The sequence below is a fragment of the Streptomyces sp. NPDC127197 genome, from assembly GCF_042672405.1.
GTDB lineage: Bacteria > Actinomycetota > Actinomycetes > Streptomycetales > Streptomycetaceae > Streptomyces > Streptomyces flavusporus.
Map to the genome: position 1 here is coordinate 271,075 of NZ_JBHXVG010000007.1, position 15,969 is coordinate 287,043.

16 protein-coding genes are annotated in these 15,969 nt (G+C 69.4%); 11 read left to right on the forward strand and 5 right to left on the reverse strand.

Going from position 1 to position 15,969, the window contains the following annotated elements:
* Nucleotides 1–362 precede the first annotated feature (362 nt).
* The gene (locus ACFVJQ_RS14375; protein WP_385783699.1) at nt 363–1,052 is read left to right on the forward strand and encodes a CAP domain-containing protein; all 690 of its coding nucleotides are present in this window, start codon (nt 363–365) and stop codon (nt 1,050–1,052) included.
* Between the two features lie 44 nt (nt 1,053–1,096).
* On the opposite strand, the gene ACFVJQ_RS14380 is transcribed toward ACFVJQ_RS14375, so the two are convergent.
* Nucleotides 1,097–2,335: a PP2C family protein-serine/threonine phosphatase gene (locus tag ACFVJQ_RS14380; RefSeq protein WP_385783701.1), complete on the reverse strand. Its 1,239-nt coding sequence runs from the start codon at nt 2,333–2,335 to the stop codon at nt 1,097–1,099.
* A 166-nt stretch (nt 2,336–2,501) separates the two neighbouring features.
* On the opposite strand from ACFVJQ_RS14380, the gene ACFVJQ_RS14385 reads away from it, so the two are divergent.
* The 8 genes from ACFVJQ_RS14385 to ACFVJQ_RS14420 all read left to right on the forward strand — a co-directional run bounded on the left by ACFVJQ_RS14385 (nt 2,502) and on the right by ACFVJQ_RS14420 (nt 9,877).
* Nucleotides 2,502–3,239, forward strand: a complete 738-nt coding sequence (locus tag ACFVJQ_RS14385) for a YciI family protein (RefSeq protein ID WP_385516155.1) — start codon at nt 2,502–2,504, stop codon at nt 3,237–3,239.
* Nucleotides 3,236–3,577 (forward strand): YciI family protein, encoded by a 342-nt coding sequence (locus ACFVJQ_RS14390; RefSeq protein WP_385516154.1) that lies wholly within the window; start codon nt 3,236–3,238, stop codon nt 3,575–3,577. The genes ACFVJQ_RS14385 and ACFVJQ_RS14390 overlap by 4 nt, the downstream gene beginning before the upstream one ends.
* Nucleotides 3,574–4,830, forward strand: coding sequence for an RNA polymerase sigma factor (locus tag ACFVJQ_RS14395; RefSeq protein WP_385783705.1), 1,257 nt, complete (start codon nt 3,574–3,576; stop codon nt 4,828–4,830). The genes ACFVJQ_RS14390 and ACFVJQ_RS14395 overlap by 4 nt, the downstream gene beginning before the upstream one ends.
* Nucleotides 4,831–4,880: 50 nt before the next feature.
* Complete coding sequence (locus ACFVJQ_RS14400; protein ID WP_385516152.1) at nt 4,881–5,036, forward strand: hypothetical protein; 156 nt, start codon at nt 4,881–4,883, stop codon at nt 5,034–5,036.
* Nucleotides 5,033–6,481, forward strand: coding sequence for an MFS transporter (locus ACFVJQ_RS14405; protein WP_385783708.1), 1,449 nt, complete (start codon nt 5,033–5,035; stop codon nt 6,479–6,481). Before ACFVJQ_RS14400 ends, ACFVJQ_RS14405 begins: the two co-directional genes overlap by 4 nt.
* A 1,126-nt stretch (nt 6,482–7,607) precedes the next feature.
* Nucleotides 7,608–7,991: a hypothetical protein gene (locus ACFVJQ_RS14410; RefSeq protein ID WP_385783711.1), complete on the forward strand. Its 384-nt coding sequence runs from the start codon at nt 7,608–7,610 to the stop codon at nt 7,989–7,991.
* Between the two features lie 201 nt (nt 7,992–8,192).
* Nucleotides 8,193–9,218: an alcohol dehydrogenase gene (locus ACFVJQ_RS14415; protein ID WP_385783713.1), complete on the forward strand. Its 1,026-nt coding sequence runs from the start codon at nt 8,193–8,195 to the stop codon at nt 9,216–9,218.
* 44 nt (nt 9,219–9,262) lie between these two features.
* Nucleotides 9,263–9,877, forward strand: coding sequence for a GPP34 family phosphoprotein (locus ACFVJQ_RS14420; RefSeq protein ID WP_385783715.1), 615 nt, complete (start codon nt 9,263–9,265; stop codon nt 9,875–9,877).
* A gap of 42 nt (nt 9,878–9,919) precedes the next feature.
* Here the strand turns inward: ACFVJQ_RS14420 and ACFVJQ_RS14425 are convergent, their stop codons facing one another.
* Nucleotides 9,920–10,111, reverse strand: coding sequence for a hypothetical protein (locus ACFVJQ_RS14425; RefSeq protein ID WP_224732976.1), 192 nt, complete (start codon nt 10,109–10,111; stop codon nt 9,920–9,922).
* A 192-nt stretch (nt 10,112–10,303) separates the two neighbouring features.
* Between ACFVJQ_RS14425 and ACFVJQ_RS14430 the strand changes: the two genes are divergently transcribed.
* Complete coding sequence (locus tag ACFVJQ_RS14430) at nt 10,304–11,437, forward strand: glutathione-independent formaldehyde dehydrogenase (protein WP_385516157.1); 1,134 nt, start codon at nt 10,304–10,306, stop codon at nt 11,435–11,437.
* Between the two features lie 102 nt (nt 11,438–11,539).
* On the opposite strand, the gene ACFVJQ_RS14435 is transcribed toward ACFVJQ_RS14430, so the two are convergent.
* Nucleotides 11,540–13,018, reverse strand: coding sequence for a glutamate-cysteine ligase family protein (locus tag ACFVJQ_RS14435; RefSeq protein ID WP_385783718.1), 1,479 nt, complete (start codon nt 13,016–13,018; stop codon nt 11,540–11,542).
* A gap of 169 nt (nt 13,019–13,187) precedes the next feature.
* On the opposite strand from ACFVJQ_RS14435, the gene ACFVJQ_RS14440 reads away from it, so the two are divergent.
* Complete coding sequence (locus tag ACFVJQ_RS14440) at nt 13,188–14,111, forward strand: polysaccharide pyruvyl transferase family protein (RefSeq protein ID WP_385516146.1); 924 nt, start codon at nt 13,188–13,190, stop codon at nt 14,109–14,111.
* 35 nt (nt 14,112–14,146) lie between these two features.
* Here the strand turns inward: ACFVJQ_RS14440 and ACFVJQ_RS14445 are convergent, their stop codons facing one another.
* Nucleotides 14,147–15,310, reverse strand: a complete 1,164-nt coding sequence (locus tag ACFVJQ_RS14445) for an NAD-dependent formate dehydrogenase (RefSeq protein WP_385516145.1) — start codon at nt 15,308–15,310, stop codon at nt 14,147–14,149.
* Between the two features lie 169 nt (nt 15,311–15,479).
* A complete protein-coding gene (locus tag ACFVJQ_RS14450) occupies nt 15,480–15,815 on the reverse strand; it encodes a hypothetical protein (protein WP_385783722.1) in 336 nt (111 codons plus the stop codon).
* Nucleotides 15,816–15,969 lie beyond the last annotated feature (154 nt).

Sequence of the window (15,969 nt, forward strand, 5' to 3'; positions counted from 1 at the left end):
TCGGTAGTACAAGGCGGCCGGGCGATATAGAGGGACTTGCCGCCTGGAAGCAGACATACGGCGCACATGGGCCGATGGCGTGAATGCGACTCGCTTCCTCCACGCTGTCGGCCCCTCATGTACGGCTTCCTGACAGAGCGCCAGACCTTGTCGTGTTCCAGTGAGCCGGTTCAGCACACCCCTGCGCTCGTTTCAAGGGCCTTCGGCGACTACGACGCCGGGTAGTAGCGGCGCTCGTTGCCCCTCCTTCACTCGGGTTTTAACAATGACGGCCCCAGAAGGCGTCACCGCAGGTCAGGCACAGCGTCCAAGCACAGCTGACCCCACCGGAGGCACCGCCGCGACGACCGAGCGAGGTCCACATGAGGAAGCACCGCAGGAAGACGCGCCACCGGCACATAGCCATCGCTGCCGTCGCACTGAGCGCGCTGGCCATACCGTCCGCCGCCATGGCCTGTCTGAACGATGAGGACACCGAGGGCGCCGAGTCCTACGGTCAGTGGGAGAACTGGAAGAACGCGTCCTCGGAGGAGCGGTGGCAGGGCCGCGAGTGGACCTCGCGGCCCTCGGCGCCGGCTTCGCAGGCACCCACCGCGCCGACCTCGACGGGAGCCTCAGAGCCAAAGACGTCCGCCTCCGCGTCTCCGAGCACCACCGACGCGGCGGCCCCGGCATCCGGCGCCGTGGCTCGCGTCGTGGCCCTGGTCAACAGCGAGCGCAGCAAGGCCGGTTGCTCGCCGGTGACCGTGAACGCGAAGCTCACGAAGGCCGCCCAGGACCACAGCGCGGACATGGCGAGCCACAAGAACATGTCGCACACGGGCTCCGACGGTTCCGACCCGGGCGAACGGATCACGCGCGCCGGCTACAACTGGAGGACCTACGGCGAGAACGTCGCCTACGGCTACTCCAGCCCCGAGCAGGTCATGGCGGGCTGGATGTCCAGCCCCGGCCACAAGCGCAACATCCTGAACTGCGGTTTCAAGGAGATCGGTGTCGGCCTCGCCCAGCCCGGCAACTACTGGACGCAGAACTTCGGCACGGCCCGCTGACCGCTCGACCGGCAGCAAACCCGTCGCGCCGGCGGCGTCACGGGTCACTCCCGGCGCGCAGGAGGGGACGGGGTGGTCCCGGGAGCCGGTGCTTCGTCTGTGCCGCGGTCTGTGTCGTGATGGAAGCCGTTGGTGTGGATCCTGTGCCTGAGGTAGTGGACCGGCCTGAGTCCGGGTGCGCGTTGGATCACCACCATGGCCGCGTCGTCGCCCAGCAGCCCGCCGACGTGGGCGACGAGGTCCTCGTGGATGTGGTGCAGCAGGGCTTCGGGACCGCTGCCGGTCCACCGGGCGACGCGTTCGGCCAGCGGATAGAAGGACCCGTTGGCGTCTCTGGCCTCGATCACGCCGTCGGTGTAGAGCAGCAGTGTGTCGTCGTCCTCCAAGGTGAACGGGTCGGGCGTGAGGCCGGTCCTGGGTAGCTCGCACATGCCCAGCGGGGGCTCGGGGTGGCGGGCGTACAGGGTGGTCACCTGGTCCCCGCGCAGCAGCAGGGGTGGAGGGTGCCCGCAGTTGATCATCTGGGCCGGGGAGCCCTCGTCGGGGATGTCGAGTATCAGCGCGGTGACGAAGCGCTCCTGCAACTCGTCGACGGCCTCGGAGAGAGGGGCGTGCTCGGACAGATGCCGGCGGATGCTGCCTTCCAGGGTGCCTGGGAGGTCGACCAGATTGCTGCATCGGTGGGCGGCCTCCCGGAAGGCGCCCATCAGAAGTGAGGCCTCGCTGATGGAGGGCAGGCCTTTGCCCCGGACGTCACCGATGATCAGTCGGGTGCCGTCCGCGGTGCGCGTCGCCGCGTAGAGGTCGCCGCCGATCTGCGCCTCGTCCTCGGCGGCCAGGTACAGCGAGGCCATCCGCAGCGGGCCCATTCTGTGCGGAAGCGGCCGTAGAACCACCCGTTGTGCAGCTTCGGAGACAGACCGCACCCGGGCCAGCTGACGCACGCGCCGCTCGCGCTGCCGACAGAAAATCACCAGCAGGAGCGAGATGACCGCCAGGGCGGCGATCTGCACCTGGTGATTGGGGGTGAACCCGCCACGCAGCACGGCGATGACGGTCTGGGCGGTCACGGTCAGTGCGCCGATGAACGCGGTGAGTCGGGAGCCGGCGAACGACGGGGTGATGGCGGGTGCCACGACCAGAAGGGGCCCGAGATGGATGTGACGCGGGGCCATGACGTCCACGACCGTGATCACGACGATCAGCGCAAGGGGAATGGACACCAGCGCGTGGCCCGGTTGCCATGGCTGCCGCAGATCGGCAAGGCGCCGCTGCAGACCCATACCTACAGTCTGCGCTCTTGTCGAGGCGAAGCAGGCCGCAGTATGCCCCGGGTCGCAACCTGAGGCGCCGGGGCTTTGAAACCCGACCATCTCGAGCCCATGTCGATTCCGTCGGCCCCCGTTCGTCGGTGGGGTGTAGGAAGCTCGTGAGGTACTGGGAGGCACCATGAAGTACATGCTGCTCGTCTGCGGCGACGACACTGCAGACGCCTCGGGCATGGCACCCGTTGAACCCTGGGTCGAGGAACTGGGCACCGAACGCGGCGTAAGGCTGCACGGCCACCCACTCGCCGCGCCCGCCGATGCCGTCACCGTGAGGGTGCGCGGCGGGGAGGTGCTGCGCTCCGACGGCCCGTTCGCGGAGACGAAGGAGTACGTCGCCGGCTTCGACGTCCTGGAGTGCGACAGCCTGGAGGAGGCGATCGATGCGGCCGCCAGGCACCCCGTCGCCACCATCGGGGCCATGGAGGTGCGCCCCTTCCGGGAGGACGAGGATGCCGAGGGACGGATCCGTCGGCTGGACGCCGAGCTGACCGGGGCGGCCCGCGAACGGGACGTCGAGCGTGCGCTGGCCTGCTACGCCCCGGACGCCGAGATCTTCCTCCCCGCGAACGGGACCGAGCCGGTCGGACCGGACACTCTCCGCAAAGCACTGCACACGCTCTACGCGGACCTGACCGGTTCCGTCGACCGCGAGGTCCTCTCCTACCGGCTGCGTGTGGATGAGAGCGTCGCCTTCGCCCACAGCCTGGTACGGATCAGGGGAACGCGATCCGACGGCACCCTGCTGGACCGGACCCTGCGCGTGACCACCGGGTACCGCGCCCCGGCCGACCGCTGGCTCATCGCCCACGAGCACGTGTCGGCCCCCCTCGACACCCCGGTCACCGAGGAGCGGCCATGAAGTACGTGATGTTCATCTGCACCCCCGTAGGCGACGAGGAACTCAGCCCCGAGGAAATCGCCGAGGATCCTCGCTTCACCGAGTACATCGACGAGGTCCGCAGCCGTGACGTCGTCCGGGGCGGGGCACGCCTGCGCCCGGCCTCCGACGCCACGACTGTCCGCGTGCAGGGCGATGAAGTCCTGCTGAGCGACGGGCCGTTCGTGGAGTCGAAGGAGTACGTGGCCGGCTTCGACATCGTCGAGGTGGCCGACCTCGACGAGGCCATCGCGCTCGCCTCCCGGCACCCCGCCGCACTCGGTGGCGGCTCGGTCGAGGTGCGGCCGGTCTGGGAGTGAGCGCCACGGGAACCGTCGAGGAGGCCGTCGCTGCCGCCTTCCGCGAGGAGTGGGGCCAGGTCGTCGCCACCCTGATTCGGGTGACCGGCGACTGGGACCTCGCCGAGGAGTGCGCGCAGGACGCCTTCGCCCAGGCCCTCGACCGGTGGCGGCGCGACGGAGTGCCGCGCCGCCCCGGCGCCTGGCTCACCACGACCGCCCGCAACCGCGCCCTGGACGTACTGCGCCGGGAACAGGTGGGCGCGGCGAAACTCCGGGAGGCGGCCGTGCTGGCACGCGACGAGGGGCCGTACGACCCCGACCATGAGGACGACAGCGGCGTTGAGGACGACCGGCTGCGGCTGATCTTCACCTGCTGTCATCCGGCGCTGCCCATCGAGGCCCGGGTCGCACTGACCCTGCGCACCCTCGCCGGGCTGACCACACCCGAGATCGCCCGCGCCTTCCTCGTCGCCGAGCCGACGATGGCGCAGCGGCTGGTGCGGGCCAAGCGGAAGATCCGCAACGCCGGGATCCCGTACCGGGTGCCGCCCGCGCATCTGCTGCCCGAGCGCACGACCGGCGTCCTCGGTGTGGTCTACCTGCTGTTCAACGAGGGGTACGCCGCCACCTCCGGCGCCGATCTGCTGCGCACGAACCTCTGCGCGGAGGCCATCCGGCTCGCCCGTCTGCTGGCCCGGCTCATGCCCGACGAGCCGGAGGTGCTCGGCCTGCTCGCGCTCCTGTTGCTGCACGACGCCCGCCAGGAGACCCGAGTGGATGCGGCGGGCGAGCTGGTGACGCTGGAGGACCAGGATCGTACGGCGTGGGACCGAGCGGAGATCGACGAGGGCACCGCCCTGCTGGAAACCGCGCTGCGGCGCGGCCGCCCCGGGCCGTACCAGATCCAGGCCGCCATCGCCGCCTGCCACACCAACGCCGTCACGGCCGAGGAGACCGACTGGGCCGACATCGCCGCGCTGTACAGGGAGTTGGAACGGTACGTGCCCTCCCCCGTGGTCCGGCTCAACCGTGCGGTGGCCGTGGCCATGGCGGAGGGTATGGAGGCCGGCCTCGTCCTGCTGGCGGAGCTGGAGCAGGAGCGCGAACTCGCCGGCTACCACCTGTTGCCCGCCACCCGTGCGGATCTGCTGCGCCGCAGCGGCCATACGGCGGAGGCGGCCCAGGCGTACGGGCGGGCCTTGGAGCTGGTGGAGAACGAAGCTGAGCGCCGCTTCCTGGAAAAGCGGCTCGCTGAGTGTCGATCTGCGTAGGGCGCGTTCGTCGGAGGGTTGAAAGCGTCCCCCCGACACCGGAGGTTCCCATGACCGCCCCATGGCGCAAGCGCCGCAACCGGAAGATCCTGGCCCGGCTGCTCCGGGCGCGCCGCGCACCTGTCGTCCCGCGTGACGGTGCCGCACAGGCACCGGGCTCCCCGGACGTCTGGCTCGCGGGCCTCCGCCTGGGGGCTGACCGATGACCGCCCCACCCCCCACCCCCGACCCCCGGCGCTGGAGCGCCCTCGCCCTGCTGTGCCTCGCCGGGTTCATGGTCATCCTCGACTCGCAGATCGTCGTCCTCGCGCTGCCGTCCGTCGCCGACGGCCTAGGCTTCTCCGCGAGCGGCACCCAGTGGGTCATGAGCGCCTATCTCGTCAGCTTCGGCGGACTGCTGCTCCTCGGTGGCCGCACCGCCGATCTGCTGGGCCGTCGCCGCGTCTTCATGACCGGTACTGTGCTGTTCGGCCTGTCCTCGCTGCTGTGCGGGTTCGCCTGGACGGCCGGTGTACTCGTGGCCGCGAGGGCCGTGCAGGGTGTCTCGGCCGCCGTCATGGCGCCCACCGCGCTGTCGATCCTCCTGAACACCTTCGAGGAGGGGCACGAGCGCAACAAGGCCCTCGCCATCTGGTCCGGCAGCGGCGGCTTCGGCGCCACCGCCGCACTGCTGATCGGCGGTCCCCTCACCGACGTACTCGGCTGGCAGTGGGTGTTCTTCCTGAACGCGCCCGTCGCCCTGCTCCTGTTGGCCCTGAGCCCGGTGCTGCTGCGCGAGAGCCGCGCCGAGGCACGTGCCCGTTCCTACGACCCGATCGGCGCGCTCACTGCCACAGCCGCACTCGTCATCTGCGTGTACGCCGTCGTCGAGGCGCCCCGCGCCGGCTGGCTGTCGGCGCAGACGCTCGGCCTGCCGGCCCTTGCCGCCGCGCTGGCGCTGCTGTTCCTCCGCGTCGAGGCCCGGTCCACAGCCCCCCTCGTACCTCCGCGGCTGCTGCGTTCACCCTCGGTGAGCGGCGGCAACCTGGTGGTGTTCCTGCTCGGCAGCTGCGCCTTCGGGATGTCATACACCCTGTCCCAGTACGGCCAGGGCGTCCTCGGCCTCTCGCCGCTGCGCTTCGGCCTCTACAACGTCGTGATGCCGGCGGGTGCCGTCGTCGGCTCGTACGCAGGGCAGGCCCTGGTCACCCGGATCGGGGCACGACCTGTCGCAGTCGGCGGGCTCGCCCTGGTCGGCATGGGCAGCCTCCTGCTCGCCGGGGTGCCGGTGGCCGGCGGCTTCGCCCGTGACCTGCTCCCCGGGCTGCTTCTTTTCGGGCCCGGCCTCGGCGCCTGCGCGGTCGCCGGCTCGATCGCCGCACTGACGGGTGTGGCCGAGCGGGAGTCGGGGGTGGCGTCGGGCATCAACACCGCGGCCTTCCAGATCGGCGGCGCCTTCGGAGTCGCCGTCGTCACCTCCGTCGCCGTGTCCCACGCCGACAAAGCGGAGCGACTCGCGGCCCTGACGCAGGGTTACCGGGCCGCGTTCACGGCGTGCGCCGTCCTTGCGGCGGCCGGGGTGGCCTGCGCGCTGGCGCTGGTGCGCCGGTCCGGACCGACGGTGCGGACCGAGCGGAGTTGGGACGTCACGGTGCGTCAAGTGCGTTCGTGATCACCCTCATCCCGCCGCGCGCCGCGCCGCGGCGGGTGGTGCTGAACTGGCGGGGCGTCGACCGGACCCACCGCCCGGCAACTCCCGGGCCCCGACCGCTCACCCGTACCCATGCGGCACAACTCCTTGGAACTGGCCCACACTTGCGGGATGGGGAGGGCGGAGTGCCCTGCAAGGCGATCCCGAAGTCCTCCTGACCGCCGAACGCAACCTCGCCCGGCCCCTGTTCGGGGAGGCGCCCGCACATGTCTGGGCTTCCCGTCCAATCCGACTGCGGGCAGGGCGCCTTGGCGGCGTCAATGGTTGCCGATCTCAAGGGCGCGGCCTCCCGCATGTGCCGAGGACGCCCAACTCGGCCGTCTCATGCAGGAACTGCGAGACGTCCTGATCGTCCCCGGCACGAACCTGCGCATGGTCACCACATGGCAGCGGCCGCAAGCAGCGAAACGGGGGAGCTCGGCCTTTTCCGCGCCGTCGAGGTACACGATCAGCTCGGTGCGGTGGGCGTACCCGTCGCTGGTGGCGTCGTGCAGTGTGTGCAGCGCGGGACTGCGGACGGCGGGAAGCGCAGAGTGGGCGCGAGGGGTGCCGTCGCAATGTTCGTGAGGTACCGCCCACGTCCGCCTCGCCCGACTCACCGTCAGGCAACTAATGGCATGACGGCTTTCTGTTCGGCACGGGGAGAAACCGAGTGGTCGACAGCGCGTGTTCAGCGGGGCGGAGGACGGCGCCTGCGGTCCGTCGACGCTCGCGTCTCGGTGCCGGGCCAGGCCGCCGAGCTGCCAATTCTGCCGGTATCAATGGATTTGTCCGTCTCGAGATGCCGCATCACGGGTGCGGGTCTAGTGTCTAGAGGTGAGAGCCGCAGGGGTACGCCCCGGCCGGCGAGGTACCTGCACAGCGAGGACCGCGACCGTAGCGCCGCCCCGCGCAACATTGCGCGGCTGACAAGCGGCGTCGGCGGCCGAGAGGTGCTTCTCATAGTCATGCGGCGACGCCTATGACCGCGCCCCGCACGCTCCGTTTGCTGCGGCCGCGGCCGTCCATCTCGTGCGTGAGAGTCGCGCGAGACGATGGAAGGAAAGGTATAGCCATGCGATCAACTCGCACGAGGCGTCTCATTGCGATGTCCGCCAGCACCATCCTCGTGGCTGGTGGCGCAGCGATCGGCGCATCGGGCGCGGCCTCGGCGGCCGTCCCGACCACCAACGACCACAACTACAGCTCCTACGACGACGATCATCACGGGTGGGACGACGACGACCACGACGATGACGACGACTGGGACGACGACGACAACGGCCATGGCGACAACGGCCACGACGATGACGACGATGACGACAACGGCCACGGCGATCATGACGATGACGACAATGGCCACGGCGACAACGGCGATCATGACAATGGCCACAACGGCAATGGCCACAACGGCAATGGCCACAACGGCAATGGCCACAACGGCAATGGCCACAACGGCAACGGCCACGGCAACGGTGGAGGCCACGACTGACAGGCGCTGTCGGAACCACCGCTGACAGTCGCACAGGTATCCCCTATCCCCGCGATGCGCGACTCTTCTCCGGGAGCCGCGCATTGCGCGCGCCCGCCTGCCCCGGCCTTGTCGATCCGTCCCCTTCGGCGCGCGCGATCGGGCCGGAACTGGTCTGCTGGAATCGCAGGGTTGTAGCCCCCGATCCGGGGAGAGATCCATATGAGTACATACCGAGTCGCGCAGGTCGCGGCCCCTGGCGGGCCATTCGAGATCGTTGAGCGTGAGGTACCGCAGCTGGGTCCGGGCCAGGTACGGCTGGCCGTGGACGCCTGCGGGATCTGTCACAGCGACGCCGGCATGGTCGACGGCGCGTTTCCGGGCGTTCGGTTTCCTCTGGTTCCCGGGCATGAGATCGCCGGGCGCATCGAAGAGCTCGGTGAGGGCGCGGAAAGCCGCGGCTGGCGCGCTGGTGAGCGGGTGGCGGTGGGCTGGTTCGGCGGCAGCTGCGGCCACTGCACGCCCTGCCGGCAGGGCGACTTCATCGTGTGCGTGAATCTGAAGGTCCCCGGATGGGCATACGACGGCGGCTTCGCCGAGGCGGTGATCGCACCGGTGGATGCCCTCGCCCGGATCCCCGACGCGCTGGCGCCCACGGATGCCGGGCCCTTCGCCTGCGCCGGTGTGACCATGTACAACGGACTGCGGCGCAGCTCCGGACAGCCGGGTGACCTGGTTGCTGTACTCGGCCTCGGCGGTCTCGGTCACCTGGGGGTGCAGTACGCCGTCGCGATGGGCTTCGAGACCGTGGCCATCGCCCGCGGAGCTGCCAAATCCGACTTCGCCAAGCAACTCGGCGCGCACCACTACATCGACAGCACGGCGGACACCCCCGTCGCGGACGCGTTGCAGTCCCTCGGTGGCGCCAAGGTCGTGCTGGCCACCGCCGGCAGCTCCGACGCGATCACTGCGACCGTCGACGGGTTGTCCCACCGCGGCGAGCTGGTGGTCATCGGCGCGACCTTCGACCCGATGGGCATCAGCCCGGTCCAGCTGATCATGCAAGGTAGGATCGTGCGCGGCCACCCCTCCGGCACCGCGCAGGATGTGCAGGACACCATGGCATTCAGCGCCCTGCACGGGATCCGCCCGATGACCGAGATCATGCCGCTGGACCAGGCCGATGAGGCCTATCAGAAGATGCTCTCCGGCGCCGCACGGTTCCGTATGGTGCTCACTCCCCGCTGAAGACACCCCGCCCACGCTCCAGCATCTCGAGGCGAAGCCGATCCATGACCACATCACGGGACCTGATGATCATCGCCATCGACGTGGCGCCCAGCCACCCTGGGGAACAAGGCGACCTCTCGCTCGCTCTCGCAGGAGCCGAGGTGCTCGACCTCCTCGATGCCCAGGCCATCACCCTGGACGGCGATCACATCGTGCCCGGCCATCGACCGACCGCACGCGACTCCCTGCTGGATCAGGCCGCATCGTCACTGGTCCGCGAAGCGCCGTACGAGACGGTCGGCGACTGGCTGTGGCGCAGAGGTCGCGGTCTGTCCGCGGCGTATCTGGCGGCCCTTGAAGCGGAAGGACAGCTCCGTCGGCAACACCACCGCAGGAACCCCTTCCGGACCAGCAGTGTCGTGCCGGCCGATTCACCGGACCACCGTGCGGCGGCACAACGCTGGGCCTCGGACGAGCCCACCCTGGCCGCCCTGGCGGCGGCCATCGGGATCCATCGCCGGGCCGGGGATGACTCTGCCGACTCCCCGAGTGCGGACGACGACGCCGTGGAGACCGTGCTGGCCGCCGTCCACGACGCGCTGCTGCAACTGGAGGCCATACGGCAACGACGTGCCATCGAGCAGGCCGCGTTCGACAACATCTGGCGCGGCGAATGACGGCCCTCGGTTGTCCCTGCCGGGACCGGGACGGCGGATCTGTCAGGGCTCGGCGATGTCCTCGCGGAGGCCGTCGGAGAACTCCCACCAGGCAAGAGGGAGCCAGTCGCCGTTCACGAACCCGTCGACGGTCGCGCCACGGCCGCGGACGGTGACCGTGGTGCCGGGCGGGTACGAGGTGCCGGACAGGCCGAGCACAGGGACGAGCAAGGTTCCGAGCCGCTGTGCCGTCACGTGTCCCGACCTCCCTTCACGGGTCTCGGTGCGAAGCGCGATACGCAAAAAAGCGATACGCGATGAGTGTGCTTCCGAGATTACCGGCTTGCCCCAGCCCGCGGGCAAGAGAACCATGAGGAGTAGGTCACACAAACGGGGGCGCTCCCGCGGGCAATCCGCGTGCACATCACCGGTCAGGAGATGGAAGAGATGAAAGCCGTCGTCTACAAAGGACCTTTCAGCGTCGCGATCGAGGATGTCGACAAGCCGACCATCCAGCAACCGAACGACGTGATCGTAAAGATCACATCCACGGCGATCTGCGGCTCGGACCTGCACATGTACGAGGGACGTACGGCGGCAGAGCCCGGAATCGTGTTCGGCCACGAGAACATGGGAATCATCGAGGAATGCGGCCAGGGTGTCACCTCCCTCACGGAAGGTGACCGTGTGGTCATGCCGTTCAATGTCGCCTGCGGGTTCTGCAAGAACTGCGTCGACGGGTACACGGGATTCTGTGAGACTGTCAATCCCGGTTTCTCGGGCGGGGCTTACGGCTATGTCGCCATGGGTCCGTGGAAGGGCGGTCAGGCGGAATATCTCCGTGTTCCGTTCGCCGACTTCAACTGCCTGAAGCTGCCGCCGGGAAACGAGCACGAGACCGACTTCATTCTGCTCGCCGACATCTTCCCCACCGGCTACCACGGTTGTGAACTCGCCCAGGTGCGCCCGGGCGAGAGCGTCGCGGTGTACGGCGGCGGGCCGGTCGGGCTCATGGCCGCGTACTCGGCGCTGCTCCGCGGCGCGGCGAAGGTCTTCGTCGTCGACCGGATTCCCGAGCGGCTCGACAAGGCTCGGGAGATCGGCGCCGTCCCGATCAACTTCGCGGAGGGCGACCCGGTGCAGCAGATCAAGGACCAGACGGACGGGGCCGGCACCGACAAGGGCGTCGACGCCGTCGGCTACCAGGCGATGTCCCGGGACGTCGACCACGAGGAGCCCGCGACGGTCCTGAACTCGCTCGTCCAGACGGTTCGCCCCACAGGCGCCCTCGGTGTGCCGGGCCTGTACGTGCCGGCCGACCCCGGAGGCCCGGACGAGCAGTCCAAGAAGGGCATGCTCCTCGTGTCCATCGGCAAGCTCTTCGAGAAGGGCCTGCGGATGGGTACGGGCCAGTGCAACGTGAAGCGCTACAACCGGTACCTGCGCGACATGATCATCGAGGGTCGGGCGAAGCCGAGCTTCGTCGTCTCCCACGAGGTGTCGCTGGACCAGGCACCGGAGGCCTACGACAAGTTCGACAAGCGCGTCGAGGGCTACACCAAGGTCGTCCTGCATCCGTAGGGCACCCGGCCATCCCGCCCCCGTCGTGCATCGGAGCCGATCACCATGCGTTCCGGGCACGGCGGGGGCGTGCTGTTCCCTGGGAGGCGTGCATGACCTGCGTCAGTCGACCGGCCACGTGTGGGCCGGGGCGTTGAGGTGCATGTAGTCGATGTACTGCTGCGTCATCAGCCGCAGGGCCTCGTGGCGGCCGGTGTGGGTGGAGGCATCGATGTGGTGGAACATCTCCTTCTGCCACACCGCTCCGTTACGGCCGGTGACGCACCGCTGGTCGATGATGCCGAGCAGCGGCTCTCGCCAGGCCGCGTCCATGCCGGAGCGCTCCAGCCCCTGGTGCGCCAGCGGCAGCAGACGCCGCAGGACGAGTTCGGGCACCGGCACCTCGCCCATGCCGGGCCAGTACAGCCGTGCCTCGATCCCGTGCCGTGCCGCCGTGTGCAGGTTCTCCTCGGCGGCCGAGAAGGACATCCGTGACCAGACCGGCCGCTCCTCCTCGACCAGGGCGCGGGTGAGCCCGTAGTAGAAGGCGCCGTTGGCGAGGGTGTCGGCGACGGTCGGGCCGGCGGGCAGCACTCGGTTCTCCACCCTCACGTGGGGTTTGTCGTGGGCGACGGCGTAGACCGGACGGTTCCAGCGGTAGATGGTGCCGTTGTGCAGGGTGAGCTCGGCCAGTTCGGGGATGTCGCCGCGGTCCAGCGTCTCCGCGGGGTCCTGCTCGTCGCACAGGGGGAGCAGCGCCGGGAAGTAGCGCAGGTTCTCCTCGAAGAGGTCGAAGACGCTGTTGATCCATCGCTCTCCGAACCACACCCTGGGCCGCACCCCCTGCACCTTGATCTCCTGCGGACGGGTGTCGGTGGCCTGCTCGAACAGCGGGATGCGGGTTTCGTGCCACAGTTCCTTGCCGAACAGGAACGGTGAGTTGGCGGCCAGCGCGACCTGGACCCCGGCGATCGCCTGTGCGGCGTTCCAGTAGTCGGCGAACTCCTCCGGGGACACTTGGAGGTGGAACTGGGTGCTGGTGCACGCCGCCTCCGGAGTGATTGTGTCCGCGTAGGTGCGCAGCCGGTCGGCGCCGTCCACGTCGAGGTGCAGGTCCTCGCCCCGAGCCATGAAGATCTGGTCGTTGAGCAGTCGGTAGCGGGGGTTCTCCGACAGCGCCGCCTCGCCGACGTCCTCTTGCCGCAGCGTGGGAAGGATGCCGACCATGATCAGATGTGCGCCGACCGACCTGGCGCGTTGCTCCGCGTGGTTCAGCGCGCCGCGGATCTCGGACTCCCAGTCGTCGGGGCCGCCCGCCGTCAGCCGGCGGGGCGGAATGTTGATCTCGAGGTTGAAGCGGCCCAGCTCGGTCGACCAGGCGGGATCCGCGATCGCCTCGAGCACATCGACGTTGCGCATCGTCGGCTCGGCCTCGTCGTCGACCAGGTTCAGCTCGATCTCCAGTCCCACCTGGGGCCGCCCGGACTCGAACCGTGAGTCGCGCAGCATCTGCGCAAACGCGTCGAGGCACTCCTGCATCTTGATCCGGTACCGGCGGCGGTCCTCGCGAGTGAAGACCAACGCCGGGACGTCCCGTCCCATCGGCCCTCCCGGGTTGCCGTCCTCGGACACCCCTCAACCTCCAGCGTCGCACCACCGGGCGACCCTGACCAGGCGGGATGTGGATCACTGCAGCGACGGACTGCTCGTGCTGGGCGCCACCCGGGCCGACGCCCCGACCGGTGATTGTCCACCGCCGGAGAGGGCACCCGTGCGCACTGTGGGGATACGGCGGCGCGTTCTGATCGTCGGGTGGAGCAGCTTCCGGGACGGGGAGGCGACCGCCGGGGACGTGCTGGCCCTGCGCCGGGTGGAGGACGTACTTGCGCGGGCGGGGCTTGCGTACGACGTGGTCTGGAGCCCGGTCTTCCGGCCGGAGGCGCTGCACCTGGAGCAGGTGCGGCCCGGGGAGTACTCCCACCTGGTGTTTGTCTGCGGACCGCTGCACGGGCCGCAGATCGAGGCGCTGCACCGGCGGTTCGCCCACTGTGTGCGGGTCGCGGTCGGGACATCCGTCATCGATCCCGCCAGTGCGGCCGTCACCGGGTTCCACCGGGTGCTGGCGCGCGACGCCCCGGGAGCGGAGCCGGTGGTGGATCTGTCGGCCGGGGCGCCCGCCGACCCGGCCCGGCCGGTCGTCGGGGTGATTCTCACGCACGGGCAGCACGAGTACGGGCCGCAGCGGCGGCACGCGCAGGTCGCTGCCGTGGTGACCCGCTGGCTGACCGGCAAGGACTGTGCGCGCCTGGAGCTGGAGACCCGTCTCGACACACACGACTGGCGGCTGTGCGCGACACCGGCCCAGCTGTCGTCCGTCCTCGCCCGGCTGGACGTGGTCGTCACGGACCGGCTGCACGGACTGGTTCTGTCACTGCGGGCGGGTAAGCCCGCACTCGTGGTCGACCCGGTCGCGGGCGGGGCGAAGGTGACCGCGCAGGCGCGGGCCTGCGGCTGGCCCGCACTGCTCGCGGCCGAACGGCTCGACGCAGCGGGGCTGGACCGCTGGTGGGAGTGGTGTCTGACCGCGGGACGCGTGTCCGCCCGGCGGATCCAGCAGCAGCTCCGGCAGGGCGACGTCGTACGGGACGGCACGGACGAGCTGCTTCAGGCCCTGGGGCCCTGCTCCGTCGGGTAGTCGGCCCCGCGGCGCCGACCTGGCCGACCTGTTCGTCATCCGGTGACCGTGTAGGAACGCGCTCCCGTTCCGGCGAGACCGCCGCCGTCGACGATCAGGTACTCCGGGCGAATGGGGCGTCCGTCGAGCCAGTTCTCCAGGATCTCCCGGGTGCCGGCGGCATAGCGGGCCTGCGCGGAGAGGGTCGTACCGGACACGTGCGGTGTCATCGCCTCGTACGGCATCGTGCGCCAGGGATGGTCGGGTGGTGGCGGCTGCGGATACCAGACGTCACCGGCGTACCCGGCCAGCTGACCACTGTTCAGGGCCCGCACCACGGCGTCGCGGTTGACGATCAGCGCACGTGCCGTGTTGACGATGTACGAACCCCGTTTCATGGCCCCGATCAGTTCGTCGTCGAAGAGGTTCTGCGTCTGCGGGTGCAGGGGGGTGTGGATCGACAGCACGTCGACCGCGGGGGCCAGCGACCGGGCGTCGGGATGCCAGGTCAGCTCCAGCTCCTGCTCGACCTCCTGGGGCAGCCGGTGCACATCGCAGTAGTGCAGCGTGACGTCGAACGGCTTGAGGCGGCGCAGCACCGCCAGGCCGATACGGCCGGAGCCGAGGACGCCGACGTCCATTCCTTCGAGGTCGTAGGCGCGCGAGACGCTGTCGGCGATGTTCCAGCCCTTCTTGGTGGTCACCCACTCGTGGGCGGGCAGGTAGTTGTGCACCAGGGTGAGGATCTGCATGACGGCGTGCTCGGACACGCTGATGCTGTTGCTGTAGGTCACCTCCGCCACGGTCATGCGGTGGGCGATCGCACTCGGCAGGTCGACGTGGTCCGACCCGATCCCCGCGGTGATCGCCAGCTTGAGCTGGGGAGCGGCGGCGATTCGCTCAGGGGTCAGATAGGCGGGCCAGAAGGGCTGCGAGATCACCACGTCGGCGTCGGGCAACTCGCGGTCCAGCGTGGAGTCCGTGCCCTCCTTGTCGGACGTGACGACGAACGTGTGGCCCCGCTCCTCCAGAAAGCGGCGCAGTCCCAGTTCGCCCGAGACACAGCCGAGAAGCTGTCCCGGGGTGAAATCGATGGCTTGCGGGGTGGGCGCGGTCTGACCCCCCGGGTAACCGGTGATGACGGGAATCTCGTCGCGGGCGTAGTCGGGTGGATAACCGCCCACCGGATCCGGATAGAGCACCGCAAGAATCTTTGCCATGGCCGTCCTCCATCGGTGGGGCCATTGCTGCGGTAAACCGGTCGGGCATGTGAACCGGTCGACACCGACGATCTTGAATTTTAGTCGAGTGGAAGTAGGCGCTGCAAACCCCGTGGGCAGTGGCCTGCTGAGCTGATTCGGAGCGGCAACGCCGTTGACATGCCGTGAATCAGCTCTTGGTGAGGTAGTCGATGTGCCCGTCCTCCCACTGCGCCACGAGGGTGGGACCTTGTCCGGCGGCCCCCACTTCCGCGGCCTCCGCCACGAATACCTCTGCCCTGTACACCCTCTCCTCCTGCGCGGGCCCGACTTTGATGTCATTGGTGTTGAGGCAGTCGAGCACGAGTTTCAGCTTCTTCTTCCCGGTGAGGCTCCCGTCGCAGATGTCGCCGTCCCGCCCGGCCGGGCTGCCGAGGCTGACGAGTTCTCCCTTCTCGTCCACGGTGAGCGTGTAGAAGGAATTCTCGCTGGCGATCGTGTGATTGAACCAAGTCCCCTTCAGCACGACCTCAGGGCTCCTGGACGGCTGAGAACCCGACGCGCTCGGCGTCCCGGTCCGAGACGGCGACGCCGTGCTGCTCTCGTCGGCCGGGACCCCGTCCAGCCTGTCTCCTCCCTCCGTGCAGCCCACCGCCATGACCGCGGTGGCCAGCACAAGG

What these genes read in the sequence shown, in the direction of transcription:
- ACFVJQ_RS14375 (WP_385783699.1), top strand. Translation starts at nt 363, where the DNA reads ATGAGGAAGCACCGCAGGAAGACGCGCCACCGGCACATAGCCATCGCT.
- ACFVJQ_RS14380 (WP_385783701.1), bottom strand. Translation starts at nt 2,335, where the DNA reads ATGGGTCTGCAGCGGCGCCTTGCCGATCTGCGGCAGCCATGGCAACCG.
- ACFVJQ_RS14385 (WP_385516155.1), top strand. Translation starts at nt 2,502, where the DNA reads ATGAAGTACATGCTGCTCGTCTGCGGCGACGACACTGCAGACGCCTCG.
- ACFVJQ_RS14390 (WP_385516154.1), top strand. Translation starts at nt 3,236, where the DNA reads ATGAAGTACGTGATGTTCATCTGCACCCCCGTAGGCGACGAGGAACTC.
- ACFVJQ_RS14400 (WP_385516152.1), top strand. Translation starts at nt 4,881, where the DNA reads ATGACCGCCCCATGGCGCAAGCGCCGCAACCGGAAGATCCTGGCCCGG.
- ACFVJQ_RS14405 (WP_385783708.1), top strand. Translation starts at nt 5,033, where the DNA reads ATGACCGCCCCACCCCCCACCCCCGACCCCCGGCGCTGGAGCGCCCTC.
- ACFVJQ_RS14410 (WP_385783711.1), top strand. Translation starts at nt 7,608, where the DNA reads ATGTCCGCCAGCACCATCCTCGTGGCTGGTGGCGCAGCGATCGGCGCA.
- ACFVJQ_RS14415 (WP_385783713.1), top strand. Translation starts at nt 8,193, where the DNA reads ATGAGTACATACCGAGTCGCGCAGGTCGCGGCCCCTGGCGGGCCATTC.
- ACFVJQ_RS14420 (WP_385783715.1), top strand. Translation starts at nt 9,263, where the DNA reads ATGACCACATCACGGGACCTGATGATCATCGCCATCGACGTGGCGCCC.
- ACFVJQ_RS14430 (WP_385516157.1), top strand. Translation starts at nt 10,304, where the DNA reads ATGAAAGCCGTCGTCTACAAAGGACCTTTCAGCGTCGCGATCGAGGAT.
- ACFVJQ_RS14435 (WP_385783718.1), bottom strand. Translation starts at nt 13,018, where the DNA reads ATGGGACGGGACGTCCCGGCGTTGGTCTTCACTCGCGAGGACCGCCGC.
- ACFVJQ_RS14445 (WP_385516145.1), bottom strand. Translation starts at nt 15,310, where the DNA reads ATGGCAAAGATTCTTGCGGTGCTCTATCCGGATCCGGTGGGCGGTTAT.